This is a genomic window from Paenibacillus sp. JCM 18996, assembly GCF_055392555.1.
This window is the reverse complement of the sequence record NZ_AP043884.1, coordinates 3468637-3489425: the sequence shown is the minus strand read 5'-3', so window position 1 is coordinate 3489425 and position 20789 is coordinate 3468637. Positions and strand designations below refer to the sequence as shown.

General features: G+C 48.0%; 18 protein-coding genes. 1 reads left to right on the top strand and 17 read right to left on the bottom strand.

What is annotated here, in order from left to right; translation table 11 throughout:
* Window positions 1–58 precede the first annotated feature (58 nt).
* The 14 genes from ACZ5N7_RS17225 to ACZ5N7_RS17160 form a co-directional block, all read right to left on the bottom strand.
* Window positions 59–679: a benzoate/H(+) symporter BenE family transporter gene (locus ACZ5N7_RS17225; protein WP_464659331.1), complete on the bottom strand. Its 621-nt coding sequence runs from the start codon at window positions 677–679 to the stop codon at window positions 59–61.
* A 207-nt stretch (window positions 680–886) separates the two neighbouring features.
* On the bottom strand, window positions 887–2110 hold the full coding sequence (locus tag ACZ5N7_RS17220) for a Gfo/Idh/MocA family protein (RefSeq protein WP_464655844.1): 1224 nt from the start codon (window positions 2108–2110) through the stop codon (window positions 887–889).
* Window positions 2111–2133: 23 nt separating this feature from the next.
* Window positions 2134–4074 (bottom strand): alpha/beta hydrolase, encoded by a 1941-nt coding sequence (locus tag ACZ5N7_RS17215; protein WP_464655843.1) that lies wholly within the window; start codon window positions 4072–4074, stop codon window positions 2134–2136.
* 25 nt (window positions 4075–4099) lie between these two features.
* On the bottom strand, window positions 4100–4981 hold the full coding sequence (locus tag ACZ5N7_RS17210; protein ID WP_464655842.1) for a carbohydrate ABC transporter permease: 882 nt from the start codon (window positions 4979–4981) through the stop codon (window positions 4100–4102).
* Between the two features lie 16 nt (window positions 4982–4997).
* Window positions 4998–5933 (bottom strand): ABC transporter permease, encoded by a 936-nt coding sequence (locus ACZ5N7_RS17205; RefSeq protein WP_464659329.1) that lies wholly within the window; start codon window positions 5931–5933, stop codon window positions 4998–5000.
* A gap of 52 nt (window positions 5934–5985) precedes the next feature.
* Window positions 5986–7635 (bottom strand): extracellular solute-binding protein, encoded by a 1650-nt coding sequence (locus ACZ5N7_RS17200; RefSeq protein WP_464655841.1) that lies wholly within the window; start codon window positions 7633–7635, stop codon window positions 5986–5988.
* A 51-nt stretch (window positions 7636–7686) separates the two neighbouring features.
* Window positions 7687–8523 (bottom strand): phytanoyl-CoA dioxygenase family protein, encoded by an 837-nt coding sequence (locus ACZ5N7_RS17195; RefSeq protein ID WP_464655840.1) that lies wholly within the window; start codon window positions 8521–8523, stop codon window positions 7687–7689.
* Between the two features lie 211 nt (window positions 8524–8734).
* Complete coding sequence (locus ACZ5N7_RS17190) at window positions 8735–9508, bottom strand: PHP domain-containing protein (protein WP_464655839.1); 774 nt, start codon at window positions 9506–9508, stop codon at window positions 8735–8737.
* A 52-nt stretch (window positions 9509–9560) separates the two neighbouring features.
* Window positions 9561–11516: a CehA/McbA family metallohydrolase gene (locus ACZ5N7_RS17185; protein ID WP_464655838.1), complete on the bottom strand. Its 1956-nt coding sequence runs from the start codon at window positions 11514–11516 to the stop codon at window positions 9561–9563.
* 103 nt (window positions 11517–11619) lie between these two features.
* Window positions 11620–12396, bottom strand: a complete 777-nt coding sequence (locus tag ACZ5N7_RS17180; RefSeq protein ID WP_464655837.1) for an MBL fold metallo-hydrolase — start codon at window positions 12394–12396, stop codon at window positions 11620–11622.
* Window positions 12397–12417: 21 nt separating this feature from the next.
* On the bottom strand, window positions 12418–13206 hold the full coding sequence (locus ACZ5N7_RS17175) for an MBL fold metallo-hydrolase (RefSeq protein ID WP_464655836.1): 789 nt from the start codon (window positions 13204–13206) through the stop codon (window positions 12418–12420).
* Window positions 13207–13221: 15 nt separating this feature from the next.
* Window positions 13222–14106, bottom strand: coding sequence for a carbohydrate ABC transporter permease (locus tag ACZ5N7_RS17170; RefSeq protein WP_464655835.1), 885 nt, complete (start codon window positions 14104–14106; stop codon window positions 13222–13224).
* A gap of 16 nt (window positions 14107–14122) precedes the next feature.
* Window positions 14123–15100 carry an ABC transporter permease gene (locus tag ACZ5N7_RS17165; protein WP_464655834.1) on the bottom strand — a complete coding sequence of 326 codons (978 nt, stop codon included), beginning with the start codon at window positions 15098–15100 and terminating at the stop codon, window positions 14123–14125.
* 72 nt (window positions 15101–15172) lie between these two features.
* Window positions 15173–16828 carry an extracellular solute-binding protein gene (locus ACZ5N7_RS17160; protein WP_464655833.1) on the bottom strand — a complete coding sequence of 552 codons (1656 nt, stop codon included), beginning with the start codon at window positions 16826–16828 and terminating at the stop codon, window positions 15173–15175.
* 224 nt (window positions 16829–17052) lie between these two features.
* Here ACZ5N7_RS17160 and ACZ5N7_RS17155 point away from each other — a divergent pair, with 224 nt between their 5' ends.
* Window positions 17053–17814 (top strand): DeoR/GlpR family DNA-binding transcription regulator, encoded by a 762-nt coding sequence (locus ACZ5N7_RS17155; RefSeq protein WP_464655832.1) that lies wholly within the window; start codon window positions 17053–17055, stop codon window positions 17812–17814.
* A 93-nt stretch (window positions 17815–17907) separates the two neighbouring features.
* Here ACZ5N7_RS17155 and ACZ5N7_RS17150 read toward each other — a convergent pair whose 3' ends face one another.
* The 3 genes from ACZ5N7_RS17150 to ACZ5N7_RS17140 are packed head-to-tail and all read right to left on the bottom strand — an operon-like array spanning window position 17908 to window position 20633.
* A complete protein-coding gene (locus ACZ5N7_RS17150; RefSeq protein ID WP_464655831.1) occupies window positions 17908–18738 on the bottom strand; it encodes a TIM barrel protein in 831 nt (276 codons plus the stop codon).
* 21 nt (window positions 18739–18759) lie between these two features.
* Entirely contained in the window at window positions 18760–19677 is a 918-nt protein-coding gene (gene murQ, locus ACZ5N7_RS17145) for an N-acetylmuramic acid 6-phosphate etherase (protein WP_464655830.1), read from the bottom strand.
* Window positions 19678–19700: 23 nt separating this feature from the next.
* A complete protein-coding gene (locus ACZ5N7_RS17140; RefSeq protein ID WP_464655829.1) occupies window positions 19701–20633 on the bottom strand; it encodes a BadF/BadG/BcrA/BcrD ATPase family protein in 933 nt (310 codons plus the stop codon).
* Window positions 20634–20789 lie beyond the last annotated feature (156 nt).

Sequence of the window (20789 nt, the reverse complement as noted above, 5' to 3'; positions counted from 1 at the left end):
ATTGGTTGGATTTGGTTGACAACAAGTAATAACAAGCATTCTGCTGAGTTAAACCGGTTTAATGAAACGGCGGCTGGAGAGCAGCATATGGCCTCGCAGGCGTTTTGGGAGTGTGCAAGCTATCACGGTACCGGGGAAGGACCGTGTACATTCTGGCCGGTACTGGGCTAGGACGTGCACTCTGGCCGATACTGGCAAAGAATCGTAATCGCCACAAAACCGCCTGCTGTAAAGGAGGGCGCTGCCATTTGCGGCAGCGCTGCTGCCGCCTGCTTGATCGGCGGCAAGGAGCCGCTGACCAGCAGCCCGATGACGCCGAACGCCAGAACGCCCAGAATCGCGGAATTTTTGCGGACAGCTTCGGCATCATCAAGAATCCGACCAGCGCAAGGCCTCCGATCAGCCGAGCCTGCTTCAGGGCCGGAACCATTTTCACAATATAATTCAGCACGAGCCCCGCCAGCATGGCGTCAAGCATCGGTCTGGGCACGAAACGGAGCGCTTTTTCAAATAGGCCCGACATTCCTAACAGAGCTACGACAGCTCCCGCCATAATATAGCTGCCAGCCAATTCGGACAAAGGGAATTTGGTCGCGGCAGTGCTCAAAAAAGCCGCCGCCGTAATAGAGTGGGCGACGGCTATCGGAATTTTATAAACCAGAGGCAGAACCAGACACAACAACCCGCCGAAAAACTAGATTGCAAAAATCCAGGAAATGAGCTGGGCCGCACCCCAGTCTCTGGTTATTTACAATCCGGGAATATGGCATGAAGGAATGCGTTAGTGCTGAGTGAGGCCTAAACAACAAAGAGACTGCCCCTCACGGAAAAATCCGCTCATGGAACAGCCTCTGATCCTAAGTGCAGCCGTTGCGTGTTCGATTCGCTACACTTTGTGAATCAACTCATCCACCCGAAACGGCCTGCCTTCTTTTATTGACTTGTTTGCGGCGATCCCGATGATATTGGACATCGCGCCATCCCAGGAGCTGGCCTGCTGACGGAGCGGATCCTCCACGTCCCCTCTGATCAGCATCTGCAGAAGCCGCTCATCCCCGCCGCCGTGGACTCCGTTCACAACAGGAACGTTGATCGAAATTTCCTCCTGCTTACGGTTGTATAAGCGCAGCCGGTTCACATTCTGCCCCGCATAAGGACCGATGCTGCCATGGAAATACTCGGCTTCCATCCTGCCCCCGCTGCCGTTGATGGAAAGCTTGAATCCCTCATATGGGGAATGGGCGGTCAAAGAATAACTCATCAAGGCGCCGCCTGAAAACTTGACGCTGACGCTCATCGAATCTTCAATATCGATTTCCTCGGAGAATAAACATTTGTCCCTGTAATATTGGTCCACATCTTCATTCTGCAAATACAGCTCGCCCGTCGCCCCTTGGGAAATGTCAAAATAAAATTCACATGAGCTTGTGTAACTGCAGGTCAGGCAGCGTTCTCCCCGTTCCTCCCGCGTGGGCCCGTAAAACCTCCTTGTGCCGAAGGCCGAAATCACTTCAGGCTCTTCCTCCAGCAGCCAGTTGATCACATCGAAATGATGCGTCGATTTGTGTACCAGCAGCCCGCCGGAATTTTCTTTCCTGCCGTGCCATCTTCGGAAGTAATCGGCACCATGCCTAGTATCCAGAAACCATTCGAAATGCACGCTCAGAATGGTGCCTACGGACCCTTCCTGAATGAGCTCCTTCATCCTTTTCACAAAAGGCATAAACCTCATATTGAAGGTAACGGTTACCTTTTTCCCTGTTCTCTTCTCGACTTCCAGGATGGAATTGACCTTCTCTTCATCGATAGTCATCGGCTTTTCCGTGATCGCATCGCAGCCTGCTTCTAGCGCTTTTATAATGTAATAATGATGGTAGCTGTCAATCGTAGTAACAAGCACAACATCCGGTTTCGCTTCGGCTATCATTTCTTCAAAACTGGAGTACACCGGAAAATCACCGCCCGTTTTATCCCTGACCAGCTCAGCCCGTTTGAAATTGGGATCGTAAATCCCGACCAATTGCGCAGTGTCTGCAAAATCCCGAACGATCGGAATCGCATACATGTGCATCCCCCTGCTGCTGGCGCCGACTATCGCATATTTTTTCAACAAATATCTCTCCTTTGGCCAATCTATCGTTTAAAACCGAGGTCCGGCAGGTCAAAATACTTCAGCATTCCCGGTAGGACGATGCTCATAATATCGTGTGAGTCATAATGCCTTGCACCGATCCACGATTTCATGCTTCCCATTCCCTGGGCGACATCGATCGCCTTTATTTTCCCATCGAGCAAGGACGCAAGTTGAGCATACATCCCCTGCCGCCCGTGAGCGTATAGCCGAATATCTTCTGCCATAATCCCCGGTATTTGAGCGGAAAACTCTATCGCCCGCAGAACGTCATAGGTCCTCATCGCCGCCAGACTATCGTTCAACCATATTAAATCATCGGACAATTTATGGATCACCCCGTAGAAGCTCCGGGCGTCATGTCCGTTCAGCGGATTGGGCGTCAGCTTCCCTGCTCCCGACGTATCCAACACCAGGACGGCCCTCCCGGATTCGCACGTTTCTCTGATCCATTGCAAATGCCGCTGAATTTCGTCCGTGCCCTCGTCCCACACTGCGATCGTCAAGGGCAGCTCCTCATTCTGATAAAGGAAGCTTCTGAACAGGAATCCATGGTTAAAAATACCTTCCTGCGACCACCAAAGGCTGCTTGTAACGGTAAGGTCATCCACCCAGCCTATCGGGACATGTCTTGGATTGAAATCGCAGGGCGTCCGCTCGTTCCATATCCTATCCTTAAGCCAGACCATCGCCCTTTGCCTTAACACGTCCAGAGAGACGGAGTAGCGTTCTTGTTCCAGTTCCCTGAGCCGTTCGGCGTTTTCTTCATGGACCGCACGCGCGTTATTGAAATGGTTCCGGACTTGGCCGGTCTCGGTGCACCACAATTGTGACGGAGGCAATGTTTTAATTTCGCTTGACGCAGCAGACCCCGTTTCGTCAAGCAGATGCCTGGAGAAAAACTCAGCTGCCGCTTGAGCCAACGCCTCGGTATAACGGTGAACGGATGCATCTTCAATCAGATCGATATCATTTCCGGCGCCGTACATTTCCCAAAAGCGTTTCGTCCTTGCTACGGTTGTTCTCGTTCCTTCAATCGGGAAAAAATCATATTGGACGGAGAGCACACGCACGGGTTTGGGAGCTACGGCAAGCAGAATATCCTCATGGTCGAATCCCAGAGCTGACATCCCCGGCCAAATTTGCTCCGCATCCTGCGCGCCGCCGGCAAACAAGTATGTTCTCCGGTTCATGATGAAGGTCGCCGGCGCAGCCGCAGCGATACGCGGATCGCAAACCATCATCAGCGAAGTTTGAGTACCTCCTCCCGAATTCCCGGTAACACCGATTTTGTCCGAATCCACTTCCGGACGCGTGCACAAATAGTCGATCCCCCGCATGCCGTCATGGACAAAATAACGTGCCAGGCCGTCTCCGAGCGGCCAGCACTGGCTGCCGGCATAATCATGCTCTCCGGTGCACGATCTTATCGTAGGACCGTCCAAAGCTTGTTCGTAATAGCTTAATCTTTCTCCTTGGCCGATCGGATCGATGGCCAGAACGATGAGTCCGGATTTTACTAAATGCTGGCACACGGTTTGATATTCCGGGTGGTGTTTGGCCTGCTCATGATGCCCGCTCAAATAAAGCACGGCGCCTTGGGGCGCGGTAATTCCGTCCGGCACATATAAATTGCAGGTGACGTATGTATCCGGACGCGACTCATAAATGATTTTCTCAATTGAAAATCCGTCGCATCGGACAACGCCTGTGACCGTCGCGTTCAAAGGCGTATCGCTTGCAGGCAAACCGCCGACCGCTTCGGTAAATTTGGTCCTCATGTAGATTTGGCGCTCCTCAAGCTGTTCCTTCGAAGTAATTAAATCGCGTGCCTCATCGCCCATCCGGAACGCTTGCAAAGACCTCTCGTAAACATGGCGCTTCAATTGGTGCTGCACATCGTACATGGATAGCTGAAAATTTTCCAACTGCTTTACGTCCATAGGATCTCCCTCCAACAGTCACTTCTTATTCTTTCAATGAACCGATCATTACGCCTTTGACAAAGTATTTTTGCAAAAAAGGATAAACGGCCAGAATGGGCAAAACCGCTACGATAATCATGGAAAACTTCAGTTGGACGGTAAACATGGCCCGGTCGTACTGGTCCACCATTCCCTCGAGCATCGTACCCGAATTTTGGATAAGCACCTTCACCAGGTATAACGAAAGCGGCTGAAGCTTCGCGTCAGGCAAATACATCATGGCAGGCAGGAAGCTGTTCCAGTGTCCCACGGCGTAAAATAAGGACAAAACTGCAATAATCGGCATCGATAAAGGGATCACAATAGTTGTCAATGTCCTTAATTCACCGGCGCCGTCCAATTTGGCTGATTCATGCAGGCTTTCGGGAATCGACTGGAAGAAAGTGCGGGTAATGATGATCAGAAACGTGCTGACTAAACCCGGCAGGATCACAGCCCATCTTGTGTTGTAGATTCCGAGATTCTGGATCAGCAGGAACATGGGAATGAGCCCGCCGCTGAAAAACATCGTAACGATAATAAACAACATAAACTGCTTCCGTGCGAAAAACGATTTACGGGACAGCGGATAGGCGCCGAGAATCGTCATGACTATATTCAATGAAGTGCCCACCACAGTGTAAAAAACCGTATTGAAATACGCAGTCCAAATATCGGGGTTTTCAAACACTTTTTCATACGCCTTCAAAGAAAAGCCTTTAGGATACAGCCAGACCGACCGGTCTATGACATAGATCGGGTTGCTGATCGACATGCTGAATACATAAATAAAAGGATATAACGTTAGTGCTATCACCAAGCACATAAAAGCCACGATAAGTCCGTCAACGATTCTTTCTCCCGCCGACCTTTTTATTGCTGCCACTCGCGCGCCCCCCCTTCTACCACAAAGATGTTTCGGATACTTTTCTGCTTATATAATTCGCCGAGACCAAAAAAACGACGTTAATCAAGTTATTAAAGAGGCCGATTGCGGCAGCGTAGCTGTATTCCGAATTCATGATCCCTCTTCGATAAACAAAAGTACCGATCACATCCGACGTATCGTAAGTAGCGGGGCTGTATAGCAGCAATACTTTCTCGAATCCGACGTCCATGAGCTGGCCGATATTCAATATGAACAGGATAATAATCGTGGGCATGATACCCGGAATTGTAATGTGCCGTATTTTATGCCATCTTTGTGCACCGTCCACCTCGGCGGCTTCGTACAGCTGCGGATTAATGCCTGCGATGGCGGCCAGATAAATAATCGAGCCCCAGCCAAAACCCTGCCAGATGCCGGAAGACACATAAATCGTCCTGAACCATCCCGGTTCATTCAAAAAATTGATCGGCTGAAAACCAAATGCCTGAAGAATGACATTGATCACTCCATCCAGAGGCGACGTGAAAGTGACGATCATCCCGGTCACGACAACGAGCGAGATAAAATGCGGCAAATAGCTGACGGTTTGGACGAACCGCTTGAAAAATCGCTCCTTGAGCTCATTTAATAAAAGAGCAAAAATAATAGGCACCGGAAATCCCCAGAACAACGAGTTTATGCTTAAAAGCAGGGTGTTTTTCAATAACCGCCAAAAATAGATCGAGTTGAAGAATTGTTCGAAATATTTAAAGCCTACCCATGTGCTTCCGAGGATCCCTTTTAACGGCTGGAACTTTTTGAAGGCGATAATGACCCCGTACATAGGGATATAATGGAAAATAATGTAATAGACAACCACAGGTAATATGATGAGCAGCAGCTGTTTATCTCTTGAAACATTTTTGAAAAATTTTTGAAAAACGTTGGCTCGTTTAGGCGGGACGGCCATTTCGGCGGTGACATTTAACTCAGTGCTAATTGTATTCACCTCCACTTAACGATTACTTTTTCATCCTGTCATACTGATTCTGTTTACTTTTGACGATCTGCTCAATTCCCATCGATTTCAGCCTGCCCGTAAATTGGTTCCAGTCGATCGGAGCCTGGCCTGTAATGAATTTGGCTAAGGTTTCATCCCGATAAGTCGTTATGTCCGTCATTATACGCGCCACTTCCTCGGACTCATCAAGCGTGGGAAGGCCGAGCAGGTATTGCGATGAATCGATCAAGTAGGATTTCACTTTTTCAGCCTGCTTCGCCAGAGGCGGATCAAGCTTTAGCGTAGCCACAGGCTGATAAGAGAGCGGGCCTTCGTGGCTTCGGATCCATGCGGTGGTCGGCATCGCTCCCAGCGATCTGAGCGCTTCGTTAAACGAAAGACCATCGGGATTGTGGGCTACCCAATCGGTGAACTCCGGTTTTCCGTTTACCATCGTATAGCTCTTTCCTTCGATACCAAATGCAACCGCGCGGGCGCCTTCTTCATTTGCGTAGGTGTAATCCAGCCATTTCATAGCGATTTCCGGATGCTTGGAATCCTTCGTAATCGCATGCCAGCCGCTGATGGGACCGTATTTCTCATAAAATCCCTTTTGTCCGTCACCTGAAGGCGGCAGAGTAATTTGCCAATTTGCGCCAGGTACGCCCGCTTGTTTTTGCGCCGCATTGAATCGGTTAGTGTTGTTAATAAAATGGTTTGACAATCCTACCAGGTTTCTGGTGATGTTGGAGTCTATTTGCTCGCCGGTGTTCGTCATAAACTGCGGATCGATAAGGCCCTCTTTGTATAATTTGTTCAGCCAAATAATTAGTTGATGTGCCCGCTCATCCATCCATTCATATTGAATTTTCCCTTTATCGTCCGGATAATAGCCTTCGCTGTAAAACAAATGCAGCCCTAAGGCGCTGCCGAACAGTCCTACACCTCTCAGATTATCCCGGGGAGAAAAAGGAATTTCGTCGTTTTTACCGTTGCCGTTCGGATCTTTTTCTTTGAAAGCTTTCAACACTTTGTACCAGTCATCCAGCGTCTTTGGTTCCGATAAGCCCAGTTTCTCCAACCAGTCCTGCCTGATTAATAAACCATAAGGATCGGCGTAGCCCGCTCCGGTTACTACGGAGGATAAAGCGTAAATTTTTCCGTCCGGTGTTTTCATGCTTTTCTCGAGCTCGGGGAACTGCTTAAAAAAGTTTCTGATATTCGGAGCATAATTTTTAATGAGATCGTCCATCGGTATAATCAGCCCGGTCGACGCTAGCCTCACCGGATCAGCTTCCGGAATGCTGATGATGTCAGGCAGATTTTTGGCTGCAGCGAGCCGAATCTTCATGGTGTTTTGATATTGCGACGAAGGGGTAACGTCCCATTTCATCTTTACACCTGTTTTCTTCTCGATTTCCTGCCACACCGGCAAACCTTGCGTGAGACTTTTCGGGGCATAATAGTTGTCCGCAGTTCCATAGCTTAATTCCACGGAGCCGTCAGACACAATGGGCAGTGTGTAATCTTTTGCCGTTGCAGGATCTCCGCTTTTTTGCTTCCCCGAGTCTCCCGTCCCATCGCCGCTCTTCTTCGTATCGGTGCACGCGGAAAGTACTGCTGTGAAAGCGAGGGTGAAGGTTAGGACGAACATAGCGCTTTTCTTTTTCATTGAACCCTCCCGTAAACTATTATCGAGACATGGATACCGCTTATCATTTGTTCAGCACTCGGCATCCGTCATCTCATTGGTAAACATCAATTTGAATTCCTCTTTACTCATCAATACGGACGAATCCGGTGCAAACCGCAGTTGTATGGCCTGGCGTCTTCTGGAGGAAAAATTCGGAGGTGTCCCGTGGTGAAGCAGTCCGGAAAAAATCAGAATGGCTCCAGGTTTCAAAGGTACGGCCACGTCGCGTTCTACGACAACATTGCTGTCACAGATTTGCCAATCCCGTAACGCATAGTGGGGTGTGCCCCCGTCCCTGTGCGTTTTCGGAATAATGTGCATGCATCCGTTATCGAGACCAGCTTCGTCCAAAGCAATCCATACTCCCAATATTTGCTTTTTGAAAAACAACCCCCCGTAAGCCATATCCTGGTGCCAGGGTTTTTCCGTCCCGCCAAACGGCGGCTTCAAAAGTCCCTGGTTTCCGACAAGTCTCGGTTTGTCCTCAAGCAGCTTTTCCGCAACGCCCAGAATACCGCTGTGGTTCGCAATTGCTGTCATGGCAGGAGCATAGCCCACAAAATCGTATACCTTCCTGGTTGCAAACACCCTTTCTTCGGGAGTCTTGATTTCTTCCAAGGGTTTCACGATTTGTACTCTAGGCCCCTTGAGCCGTCCATGTATAATATCGTCGATCTCACTCAGGGCCTGCCCAATTTCCTCTTTCGTCAAAACATTTTCAATAATGAGATACCCTTGGTCTTTATAAAAGCGGATTTCTTGTTCACCGACATCTTGTATCGTTGGAACCCTGTCTATGGCGATGCTGTCGTAACGGTAAAGCGTCCGGGCGAGTTCCTTCGCTTCTTCATCGGCAGTTTTTTTCACACAATCACCTCCGTTTTTTCAAAATGTTTGACCGCAATTTACTAGTGCTTGTAATAATACTATGATATTTCCAGTTCTATAAAAATAAGGTAAATCTATAAAATATACGAATTTTATTTGATGTTTCAATAGGGCACAGACAGATAAAGAAAAAAAAAGAAGCCACTCGGGTTTGAGCAGCTTCTGAACATTTATCGGCATTTACTTCCTTTTACATCCCTCTCGATGCTTTAAGAGAAGCAAGATGAAGAGGCGACCACAGTTGATCCTGCGTCGCTCCCTCTTCCAGCAGAATACGGGTCATCTGATCGATACGGCGGCCGATATTCTCAAGATGGTGGGAATCTGTCCCAGTCATAATAGGGCACCCTGCCTTAATCAGTGGACGGACGATGGCATTCAAGTAATCCTCGTCTACCTCTCCGTCCTTGAACAGGGCCCATGCCGGTACTTCAAGAGCTGTCTGGTTATTCCGTGCTTCAATCCCCGCTTCCTCTATCCATTCCGGCTTTAAAAGATCGTAGCCAAACTTGTAAACTTTAAACACGCCGACCCACGGATGACCAATTGCGTTCACCCATGGATTGCGGATGGTATTCAGGAGATTTTTCTGTGCAAAATAGAGAATGTCGGTTGGCGGTTTGGACAGGTCCGGACCTTCTACCCAATCCAGGTGATAATGATGAACTCCCGCCATTACATAGTCAAGAGACCGATAAATCTCAGGATTTCCCGTCAGATCTCCCTCCAGTGTCATCACATCCAGCTCCACACCGACCCAAACCTTGATATCCACATCGTTAACAGCCGCTAACTGTTCGCGATTATTTTTAAATATGGCAGGATCAATATGCGGATGAAGGTGGTCGGTTATACCGATGCCATCCACACCTGCTTTAGCTGCTGCTTGCACCATGGCTTCAACGGTATTTGCAGGATCGGCGCATCGTGAGTGGTTGGAATGCATATGCAGATCTACTAACATGGTTATTTTTCCTCCTTAAGATGGTTTTCAACTCTGTACCGCAGTTCGCACCTTACATATTGGATGATTTAAACAGGCTTAAGAGTTTAGGGTGAAGATCCGCGCTGGTATCGGAGACTTTGTAAGGATGTTCCCCTTGCAGCTCGTATATCTCCTGTCCGAATGCAGCGCCGATTCGCCAACCCGCATTGTTTGGATACCACCAACGATCCTCATAGGGTTCTTTGATTTCATCCAAAGGCATTTCTTCGCCATAACCCCACAGTACAAATGTGCTGTCTTTCCCTGACAGATGGGCAACCGACAGTTCTTTGCTGAATCCATTGGTGCTGTCAAAATGAACCTCGTCGGATTTGAGTGTCACTCCCTTAAACGTCAATACACATACCGAGTACCAACCGCTTTCGGTGACCGGGTAGTCCGCCTGAAAATGAAATTTACGATCCAACTCTGGGTGCCAGATCCAACCTAGAGAGTATTCACTGTCTTTCTCAAATTCCGTAACAGGTATTTTTCCTGACGGCAGCTCGTTTTTCATACCCGGTGTAAAGCTCTGAACCGCTTCTCCATCCTTAATCAATTTAACCTCCGTTATCGGATCGTCTGGAGAGACAGTGACGATGATATGTGCGAAGAACTCTTTCCTTAGATCAACAAACCGGGAGTGGTTGCTGATTTCGAATATTATCGCGGAAGCGAACGGTCGGTCTGCAGCTTGTTCCGGTTCAAAATAAATTGGACTTGTAATGCACCAATGGCCCCGCACGTCTTCCACTCTTAGCAGATACCAACTGTTTTCCGATTCACGGAATGAATGGGTAAGGTGTACCTCCCCTTCCCTGCCTGTTACATCAAATGCTGCAACCGCATTACCCCGCCGGTAGAGTTCGGCTTTCTTGAGCGGGTACAAGCTGTGAATTTCGGAATGGGCGGTGTAGATGCCATCCTCTTGCAGCATGATCGTATCTCCGGGTGGGCGGTTATCAATTGTAAAGAAGGAAAATACGGGGCCTCCATTAGTGGAAAAAGTATTCCCCCGCCGTATGGATTCCACAATTGCATGGTAACTGAATTCTTGAGCATAACTATAAACTCTTCGGTCACCGGGGGTTAACGTTTGGAGACGTTCAAGCGTACTATCCGTGTAACTGGTGCACGCCACCTTATTGCCCAAGTTCAAGATAGCAAACCAGAAGAGTTCGGTTGCTGTCGCATCAACGTCGAACGCATCTGCGCATCGGCCTAAAACGGCATCTGAAAAAGCCCCGGCAGCCCCCATCCAGTGAAGTTGATGAGGCGGGGTGAGCGGATGAGTGTACATCACCACACCACCCTTTTCATGCACAGCTTCGGCAATGGCCTGACCGGGCAAAGGCCTTTTCGAAATATCTGCCATCCGCTCTCCGGAGATCCGCTCCGAAATGCCAGGCGTAATGAAGTGACCCGTATAGCAGACACTGCCCAACTCCGGAGCGTATTTGAGTAGAAAACGATCATCGCTTAATTGATCAATGTTCTCATAAGAAACATGGGAGCCTGCTTCCGTAATGTAGCTAAGTCCGTTCGCTCTCCCTTGCAGCGCAGTGTAAGCAAGCCCGGTTTTCATTTTTGCCGTTAGGTCATGCTGTGAATGTACATGGTTGTCGCCACCGTACCATCCTCTCTCCTCCGGAGAGAACCAGCGATAGAGGAAGGCATGCAGATAAAGCTTTTTCCCTGCTGCAGCATCAGTAGAAATGGTAAGCGGGATATAGTTGGGACCGCAACTTATGAGAATCTCAGTGTGACCTGGTGGCAGAATAACGGTAAATTTGCTTTCTACAAAAAATCGCCCATCGGCATAAACACCGTTTCCGGCCCCGTCAGGGTGACTCCCATCGCTCGCCGTCACTACGACTCGTGCCGGCAAAGATTGGCCATCATTCGCAGCTGCAATCTCAACGGCTATCTCCGAAAGGTCCGTATCCGTAGTTGTTTCCTCGCCCAAAACTTGATATCTGCTAAACATCAATCCCTCATTGGATAGCTGCCTGCCCAAACGTCTCACCCTTTCAACTTTGAATGGTTTGAATAAGGATTCCCCCATAATCATGCTTTCAGCGAACCATTACCTAAAGGACATAAACTTGCCCATCCCTTGGCCATTCAACTTCCTTCGCAAAAATGCCTCGAGCCGCTTCCACACACGCTTCCGCCCTGGTGCGGGAACCGTGCACGAGCAGCAGTTTGCCGACATCGGCCGACTTGGCGATCTCGGCCGCATCTTTTGCGCCTGAATGTAAATAAAGGTTATCCGCTTGGTCGACGGCAGAAGGTCCCATTGCAGCTTCATGAATAAGCAGCGGACTTCCCTTCACATGTTCGATAATCGGCGGATGGTAGGCCGTATCACCGGTAAACGAGAAGAATTTATTCGTTCTTTTATCTGTAAAACGATAGCACAACCCCTGTACGGGATGTTTAGTTGAACATGTTGTAACACTAAAATGTTCATCTTCGCAGGAATCCCCTGGGGTCAGCGGAATGATCGTCGGAAAATCGCAATTTTCATAAAACGTGTCTGTCTGCAGAAAATTCATGGCCAGCTTCACTACCCGTTCCACATCGTCAACCGGCCCGATGATCTTCAATTCCTTGAGCGGTTTTCTGACACACAGAAAATAAAATAAAAGGGACGGCAATGACAAATAATGGTCATGGTGCATATGCGTAAACAAGAGATACTCGATTTGCGCAGGATCTACGCCCAGATTGCGCAAATTTCCGACTGACGACCAACCGGTGTCCACAAGGTAACGGTCATTAATCAGAAAACTTGCCGTGTCGCTTCCAACGTCGGGTAGAGCAGACGTTGTGCCCAAAAACGTTACTTGGGTTTGATAATTCATATCCATCTTGCCACCTTCTTTTTATAATGGAAATCTCCATAAATCATGCGCTACCTGAACTTCTCCCGGGAAATCGGCTGAAACCGTCTCTTTCAACTCCTGATCGCGGGTGTCCCATTCATGGTGAACATGGTTAATGAGCAGTTTCGGTATTTTATAGTCCTTGGCAAAATTGCGCAGTAGATCCGGTTTGATATGTCCGAACTCGTGAACAACCAAATCAGCCCCCGGCAAAACAGAAATCAAATCATCAGAATTCAACAAGTCGCCGCTTAGAACGATTTTTTTGCCGTCCATCCGGACAACCAAGCCATAAGCGACCGGTTCGATTTCATAGTTATGTTTTTCGTCGAGCTGCTTCCAGTACTCTTGGGACAGATGTCTCGTTTTGAAAAAACGGATATCGATAAAATCATCGCTAAAGATGGTATCTTCATCGTATTCTTTTGTCGTCAATTCAAATGGGTAAATCTCAGGCGGAATGAAAAAGATAGTTTGCAGCAACCTCACTTTTCTGTCCGTTCCTTTCGGACCGTAGATCGTTAGGCTCTTCTTTCTGCCCGTCAACTGCAAATCCTGTATCAGCATAGGCAGACCGCTTGCATGGTCCGGATGCCAATGCGTCAAAAAAACTGCCTCAGTATCCCTGGGGTCTTCTCCCATCTTTTTTAACTGCGAACTTACCGGACCGCCGCAATCTATTAAATAAAGCCGGCCGGCCTTCTTAATGGCCATACCGGTAGTATGGCGATTCTCAGTAGGTATTCCGGCACTCGTTCCCAAAAATAATAGCTCAGCCAAACTGATCACCTCTTCTGTAGATTGTTATCCCTTCACGCTGCCTAAAGTGATCCCTTTAATGAAAAACCTTTGCAAAAACGGGTATACCAGCAAAATCGGCAAGGCCGCAACAAAGATTTCTGCGGAGTGGATGGTCCGGTTGGAAATCAACTGCAGCTTCTGCACATCGTCTTCCGTCAGAAAGCGCGGATCGACCTGGATTACCAATGTTTGCAGAAAACTTTGCAGAGGCCAATGCTCAGGGCGGTTCATGAGAATTAACCCGTCAAACCAGCTGTTCCAATGGCCGACCATACTGAACAGCGTAATGGTTGCCAAAGCGGGCAAAGATAACGGTACAAAAATTTTCCAAAGCGTTACAAAGTGGCCGGCCCCGTCCATCTTCGCAGATTCTTCCAACTCCTTCGGCAAGTCCCGAAAAAAATTAAGCAGCAGGATTACATTAAACACCGGTACCGCGCCCGGCAGCACCAGGGCCCAGATAGTATCGAGCAAACCGGTTGCTTTAATCGTCATATACCATGGAATAAGACCGCCGCTAAATAACATGGTTAACACGAAAACCCAAACGTAAATCGTCCTCCAGCCGAAATCCTTCTGCTCCTTAGACAGCGGGTAGGCAATCAACATCGTCAAAACCAGGTTAAGCGAAGTGCCAAGCAGCACCCTTTCGATGGAAACCGCAAATGACGCCAAAAATTGATTCATGCTCAAAACGTGCTGATAGGATGCGGCCGAAAACTCAACGGGCCACAATTTAACTGCGCCGGAAGCGGCAGCAGAGGACGAGCTGAGGGAAATGGAAAGAATATGCAGAAGAGGAACGATACAAAGCAGCGAAAGCAAAGCCAGGAAAGCATAATTGAAGGCAAGGAACAATCTTCTGCCCAGAGACATTTGGTAAACCAAGTTTATTTCACCTCTCCTAAAATATTCTGTAGTTGGCAAACCGGTAGGCCAGCACATAAGAGACCGAAATAAAAACGAGAGAGACCAGGGATTTAAACAGTCCGACAGCGGTAGCCACGCCGTATTGAAACTGCTGAAGTCCCAGCCGATAGATGAATGTATCGAGAATATCCCCACTCTGATATACTTGCGGATTATATAAATTGAACACTTGGTCGAAACCTGCGTTCAATACGTTTCCCAAACTCAATGTGCCAAGCAAAATAATGATCGGTATTATGCCCGGTAAAGTAATGTTCCAAGTTTGCTTCCAACGCCCGGCCCCGTCAATCTCGGCAGCTTCATAAAGCGCCGGATTAATGCCGGTTAGCGCCGCCAAATAAACGATTGTGCTGAAGCCGAATTCCTTCCATACCTCCGAAATGACGAGAACAGAGGGAAACCATTTGTTGTCCCCGAGAAAAAAGATCGGTTGAATGCCGAATCCCTTCAGCATTTGATTAACAAGTCCCGAGGAAGGGGAAAGGATATCGATGAGGATCCCGCCCAGAATAACCCAAGACAGGAAGTGCGGCAAATAAATCAGTGTTTGGCAGGTGCGCTTGAATATAGCGTTTCTTACTTCATTCAGAAGCAGGGCGGTAATAATGGGCGCAATAAATCCGGCAATCATTTTCATTACTGCGATATAGACCGTGTTATAAAGAATACGGCCCGTATCCGGCAGCATCATTAAGTACTTAAAATTGTCCAATCCAACCCACTGCGAGCCGAATATACCCTTTGATGGAATGAATTTTTCGAATGCAATGACGACTCCAAACATCGGCACATAATGATAGACAATAATTAACAGCAAACCCGGCAGGATCATTAAGTGTAAAGGCCATTCCCTCGCCCATTTGGAGCCGGGCTTCAAACGAATGGCAGCTTTGCTCACCCTGGCAAAAGGACGAGATAATGTCAACCTGTTCTCCGCTCTCTTATCCAACACGGTTCAATCCCCCTTCTCTAAGCCTGGTGAAAAAAGGGGGAAACCGTTCTCCCCCGAATTTCTCATGCCTGACTATTTCTTATCCTTCTTGGAATACCACTCATTCACTTCTTTGGTAATCGCATCCCCGCCAAGGCTTTTCCAATCGACCACAAACTTGTCGAAATCATCGACCGAAGCTTGATTCGTTATAATCTTTGTAAATACTTCCTGCTCCTTCGCATCCAAAGTGGACTGTTTATCAGACATCGTCGGTGTTGGAGTAGTGTAAAATTCACTTGGCAGGTAGCGATTTTGTTTGTCATACTGGCTCATGATTTCCAATGATCCGCCGGCCCTCGACTTCATCCAGCTGTTCCAGTATTTTGTGTCTCCATTAAGGTACTTTTGGCTTTCATCATAAAGCTTTATTGCATCCTGGATGTCCGTGAGCTTGGAGGTATCTTTAGTGTTTAACGCATTCGGAAGCACCTCGCCGGATTTTACATTCAAATCAGGACGGTAGAGAATTATCGGATTCAGCTTCCAATAATAATCGCTGTTAGGTACGCCTAGTTGATAAATCTTATCTTTATCTTTTTCCGGCTGAGCGTATTTGTTCAGAATTTCAAAGATCGCCTCAGGATTTTTAGCCTTCTTGGAAATGACATAATAACTGCTGACTCCTAATCCAACTTGTGTCATTGCTGGCTTGTCATCAACAGATGCGATCGGATATACCGCCCAATCCTGTACCAGCTTCCCGTCCTTCACTGCCGCCGACTTCAGCGGGTATGACGCCAGCCAGAACAAGCCGTAAGCCATGCCGATCTTATTGCCGGTTACCAGTTCGTTCTCTTTGTCGGGATCTTTCACACCAAACTCCGGATCGATCTGTCCCGCTTTATACATATCCTGCAGCTGCTTCAAAGCTGTTTTCATTTCCGGCTGGACACTGCCGTAAACAAGCTTTCCGGATTGGTCTTTAATCCAATGGCTCGGATACGCATGGTAACCGTTAAAAAATCCGGTTAAACCGTATGCATCTCCATAAAGGCTTTTCGTTGCCGCGAGCCCATAGGATTTGTCAGCCCCGCCGGGATTCTGTTTGCTGAAGGCATCGGCAATCTTTAATACATCCTGCATCGTTTTTGGTTCAGGCAGATGCAGCTTGTCCATCCAATCCTTGCGCACCCATAAGTAGGAGGAATAGTTGGTCGGGCTGTCCGTGAACGGGATCGCCATAAGCTTGCCGTTAAATTTGGCCGAATCCAGCTGCCTGTTTACGGAGAAAAATTTCTTGGCTTCATCCGAAACGTTCTTGTCAAATAGATCCGTCATATCCATAACGAGATCGGCATCGACCAATTTCTTCAATTGTAATTGTGAAACTTTGAAGAAGTCGGGAATGTCGCCCGAAGCGATGCTGAGATCAATCTTGGAATTGTACTGGTTTGAGTCTACAACCCAGTTGTTTTTCAATTTAATTCCCAGGTCTTTTTCATAACTGTCATATACGGCGTTTTTATCCATGGATTCGCCCGGGGCAAATTTGATGTTCGATTCCGTAGACCTGACCGTAGTTAGTTCAACCGGCGGATCATACCTGACGAGCCCTTTTACCTGTTCGGGAGCATGTCCTTGTTTGCCTGCGCCGGCATTCTGGGCTTCAGGTTTACCGCTGCATGCAGCCAACAATAATGTTGTCATTGTAAAAACCGAGACACACTTTTTAAGATTGTGTTTCAAAATAAGTCCTCCCCATTGTTTTTTGTTTGTGCTCCATATGATTAGATTTAATCATTTCCTTATCCTCAATACTACGATTCAATTGTTAACTTTGTATCAATTACAAATTAATTTTGAGTAAATTGAATCAAAAAAGTATATTTTTATGATTGATATTAATCAAAAATTGAAATACAATGAATATGAGAACTGATTACGTATAAAGAAGGAATGGAAAAAAAACAGTGAAAAATAGGCCCCGGGAAATCATTCGACTTTTAACAGTAAAACCTTTTATGAAAATTGATGAACTTTGTCAGGAATTAAACGTTTCTCCAGCCACCATCCGGCGTGATTTGACGGAGCTTGAGAATTCAGAGTCGATCATACGCGTTAATGGCGGGGCTATTATTCGTAATGAACAAAAAGCGGGCTACAATGAGCAAGAAAAGACGAAAGACCGGTTTGTAGAGGAGAAAACCAGAATTGCAGAAGCCGCTGCCGCTTTAATAAAAGAAGGTGATACTATATTCATGGATTCGGGGTCAACAAACCTTCAAATTGCCGATCGGCTCACTGCCTTCTCGAATATTACGATTGTCACGAACAATATTACAATCGCCAATAAATTCATTAATAGAAAAGATCTTTCAGTTATCATTTGCGGGGGGACTTTAGGCGAAGTGAATCCGGACAGCATTGTCGGCCCGATGGCGGAAAAAATGATTTCATCTTTTCGAGCTAACATAAGTTTTATAGGAACATCCGGAATCAATATGAAACAGGGAATAACCGATCCTTATTTTACGGCAGCCCGAATCAAACAGAAGATGATTGAAAACGCCAATAAAACAGTCTTGGTAACGGACAGCAGCAAATTCGGTGTCATCAATACTTATTTTGTCTGCAGCATTGATGAAATCGGTCATATCATCACCGATTATTCTGCGCCAAAAGAAGAAATCGGTTTTTTGACAAACAAAGGCATTTCCGTCACGTTAGTATAATTTTGCCTAAGAAAAACGGAGCTGCGAAACCTCGCAACTCCGTTTGTTTTGATTCTCAAATCAATTTTACTAAATTCATAAGCGCCTCTTGGATTAAAGGGATTTTTCAATAGATTTAATGTACTCTATCGATCTCTGGGTATAATCTTCGAAAAAATCTTTGCCTCCACCTTTATGCATAACACTGAACGGGTCTGCCGAAGCCGGCAGGATTTCGAATGTCACGTATCCCTGATAGTTAATCTCCTTTAAAGCCCTAAGCACAGGAACGAAGTCCGTTTGTCCCACACCTGGTGCTGCCCGGTTGTTATCAGCGAAGTGAATATGGATTAAAGCGTTTCCACTATTGCGTATAGCATTTGCGTTATTTGCTTCTTCAATATTCATATGGAACGTATCTCCCATAATCCCTACGTTAGGCAAATCAACTTCCTTCATCATTTCGACACATTGATCGAGACGGTTCAACATGTAAGTTTCATAGCGGTTCCATGCTTCGATACACAGGTTAACGTTTAACTTTGCCGCATATTCCGCGCCCTCACGAATGCTTTCCACTGCCCATTTCCATTCGTCTTCCACATTGCCGAGTTCTTTGATTCTCATGTTGGCCGCCGGGGCTACAATCATAACCGGTGCATCCACTTCCGCCGACATATCAGCGATTCTTTTTACATATTCAACCGCTTTCTTCCGCATGTTAGCGTCAGGATGAGCCAAGTCTCGTTCTGCGTTGTAAATCGAGCAAATCGAGGATACCTGAATGCCATGACTATTTACCAGATCGCGAACTTCCTTCGGATTGTAATATTGCGGTTCACCCACAAGCTCAATGGCGTCGTAACCGAATCCGGATAATCTCTTAATGCTTGTAGCAATGTCTTCTCCGTAATAAACGAGTGCATCAAAACTATACTTGAACATTAGGTAAACCTCCTGTAATGTTTACTTTATTTTGTTCTTGCGCATCGCCAGCGCTTTGCGGATATATCCGCCCGACTGCTCCAGCAGCGCGCTGGCCCGCTCCCTGTCCACGCCTGCCATAATCATCACAATCGCCGTCTTCACCTGGCCCTCCGCTGAGTCAAAGGTCCGGTCCACAACTTCGTCGTCTGCGCCGGTGGCCAATCGGATGAGCCTTTTGGCGCGCGTTACCAGCTTCTCATTCGTCGGTTGAAGATCCACCATTAGATTGTCGTATACTTTGCCAAGTTGAATGAAGCAGGTTGTCGTCAGCATATTGAGGACCATTTTTTGCGCAGTGCCCGCCTTCATCCGTGTTGACCCGGTGATGACCTCTGGACCTGCTACCGCCTCAAGCATAATGGAAGCGTGCTCTCTCATCGGCGAATTGGGGTTGTTGGCCAGGCCGATCGCTTTTGCGCCAAGCTGCCGGGCCCGCTTCATACCGCCGATCACATACGGGGTGCGGCCGCTTGCGCATATTCCAACCAAAACATCCTGTGGGCGGAGGCCCGACCGGTCGATGTCTGCCGCGCCCATTTGTTCGTTATCCTCCGCGCCTTCCACGGCCTTGTGGACAGCCCCATAGCCTCCGGCCATAATTGCCTGTACGAACTCCGGGCTTATTCCAAACGTCGGAGGGCACTCGGAAGCCTCCAAAATGCCAAGCCTGCCGCTCGTCCCCGCCCCCATAAAAAACAGCCTGCCTCCCTGCTTGAGCGAAGCCGTGATCAGTTCGGCCGCTGCGGCGATTTCAGGAATGATCGATTGAACCGCACCGGCGATTTTACGGTCTTCCGCATTAATTAAGGAGACGATCTCGATTGCCGATTTTTGGTCGATATTGACGGTGTTCGGGTTTCGCTGTTCAGTGACAAGGCTGTTGATTGACGATTCCATAAATAACCTCCATTCGTTCGGGTTTAGCTTTCTTGTAGGAATTGCAGTGCAAACTGCCCCGCCCCGAATACGGGAGATTGCCGGGATAATACAACCGGGGCATTGGATTGGCTCAGAACCTGGCTTTCAAAAGTTTCCAGATACAAAGGTGAATTTTTGAAAATCGATCCGGTCACTCCGATGCTCGTGTCTGCGAACGAAGTCTCCTTCTTTTGCATCGCCGAACACATGGCCGCGAGCCTGGAAGCTGCATCGCGTATCAGGCCCGACGCCAATGCATCCCCTATTTCCGCGCCGCGGATGCAGATTTCCGCATATTCGGCAATATGCTGCTTTTTTACCGCCGGACCGTAGATATAATCCCTAAGTGAGACAGGGCTCTGGAAACCGTGCTTCTCCAGGATCATCTCGGTGAGCAGCGTCTTCGGCAGCATGCCGTCGTAGCTTTTCATAACGGTTTGCAGCGTATGCAGGCCGATTTCGTATCCGCTTCCTGGGTCGCCGAGGATGTGCCCCCAACCGCCGATGCGGTGCCGCTCACCCTGCTGCGTTATGCCGTACACAATGGCCCCGGTTCCGGAAATCACGATAATGCCGTGCTTTTGTCCGGTCGCCGCCATAAGCGCGATCTCGGCGTCGTTTTTCATCAGCAGCTGAAAGGAGCTGCCTTTTTCTCGCGCGTAATTGGCAAGTGCCAATTGGAACGGCGTGCGCTCTTCATCGCTGTCGACCCCCGCCAACCCCAAACAAACGGCTTTACAGCGGGAGGGGCTAAGGCCCGGTTGAGCCAACAGAGCATCAAGCACAGCCGTCAGGTTTGGGATCGCTTGTTCATAACTAACAGCGTGCGGATTCGAGGCGCCGCCCTGGACCCTGCCCAGCAGCTGGCCGTCCATGCCGAATGCGGCCGCTTCCGTCTTCGTTCCGCCTCCGTCTACCCCAATGATAAAGTCCATGTCGTTCCCCGCTTTTTTCTGCCTTAGTCCGTACCCAAATATTGTTAATTATCCTCTTACACTTCGAATTATATCGATATAAAAATAAAGTATCAATAAATCAATTTTTTTAAACTTTAACTTGTCCAATTGCAGAAAATGATCGGCTGGCCTATA

Excerpts from the sequence above, each read along its gene's own strand:
- ACZ5N7_RS17150 (WP_464655831.1), bottom strand. The coding sequence starts at position 18,738 with ATGTTCAAGTATAGTTTTGATGCACTCGTTTATTACGGAGAAGACATT.
- ACZ5N7_RS17140 (WP_464655829.1), bottom strand. The coding sequence starts at position 20,633 with ATGGACTTTATCATTGGGGTAGACGGAGGCGGAACGAAGACGGAAGCG.
- ACZ5N7_RS17180 (WP_464655837.1), bottom strand. The coding sequence starts at position 12,396 with ATGAATTATCAAACCCAAGTAACGTTTTTGGGCACAACGTCTGCTCTA.
- ACZ5N7_RS17215 (WP_464655843.1), bottom strand. The coding sequence starts at position 4,074 with ATGGACGTAAAGCAGTTGGAAAATTTTCAGCTATCCATGTACGATGTG.
- ACZ5N7_RS17205 (WP_464659329.1), bottom strand. The coding sequence starts at position 5,933 with ATGGCCGTCCCGCCTAAACGAGCCAACGTTTTTCAAAAATTTTTCAAA.
- ACZ5N7_RS17185 (WP_464655838.1), bottom strand. The coding sequence starts at position 11,516 with ATGTTTAGCAGATATCAAGTTTTGGGCGAGGAAACAACTACGGATACG.
- murQ (WP_464655830.1), bottom strand. The coding sequence starts at position 19,677 with ATGGAATCGTCAATCAACAGCCTTGTCACTGAACAGCGAAACCCGAAC.
- ACZ5N7_RS17200 (WP_464655841.1), bottom strand. The coding sequence starts at position 7,635 with ATGAAAAAGAAAAGCGCTATGTTCGTCCTAACCTTCACCCTCGCTTTC.
- ACZ5N7_RS17190 (WP_464655839.1), bottom strand. The coding sequence starts at position 9,508 with ATGTTAGTAGATCTGCATATGCATTCCAACCACTCACGATGCGCCGAT.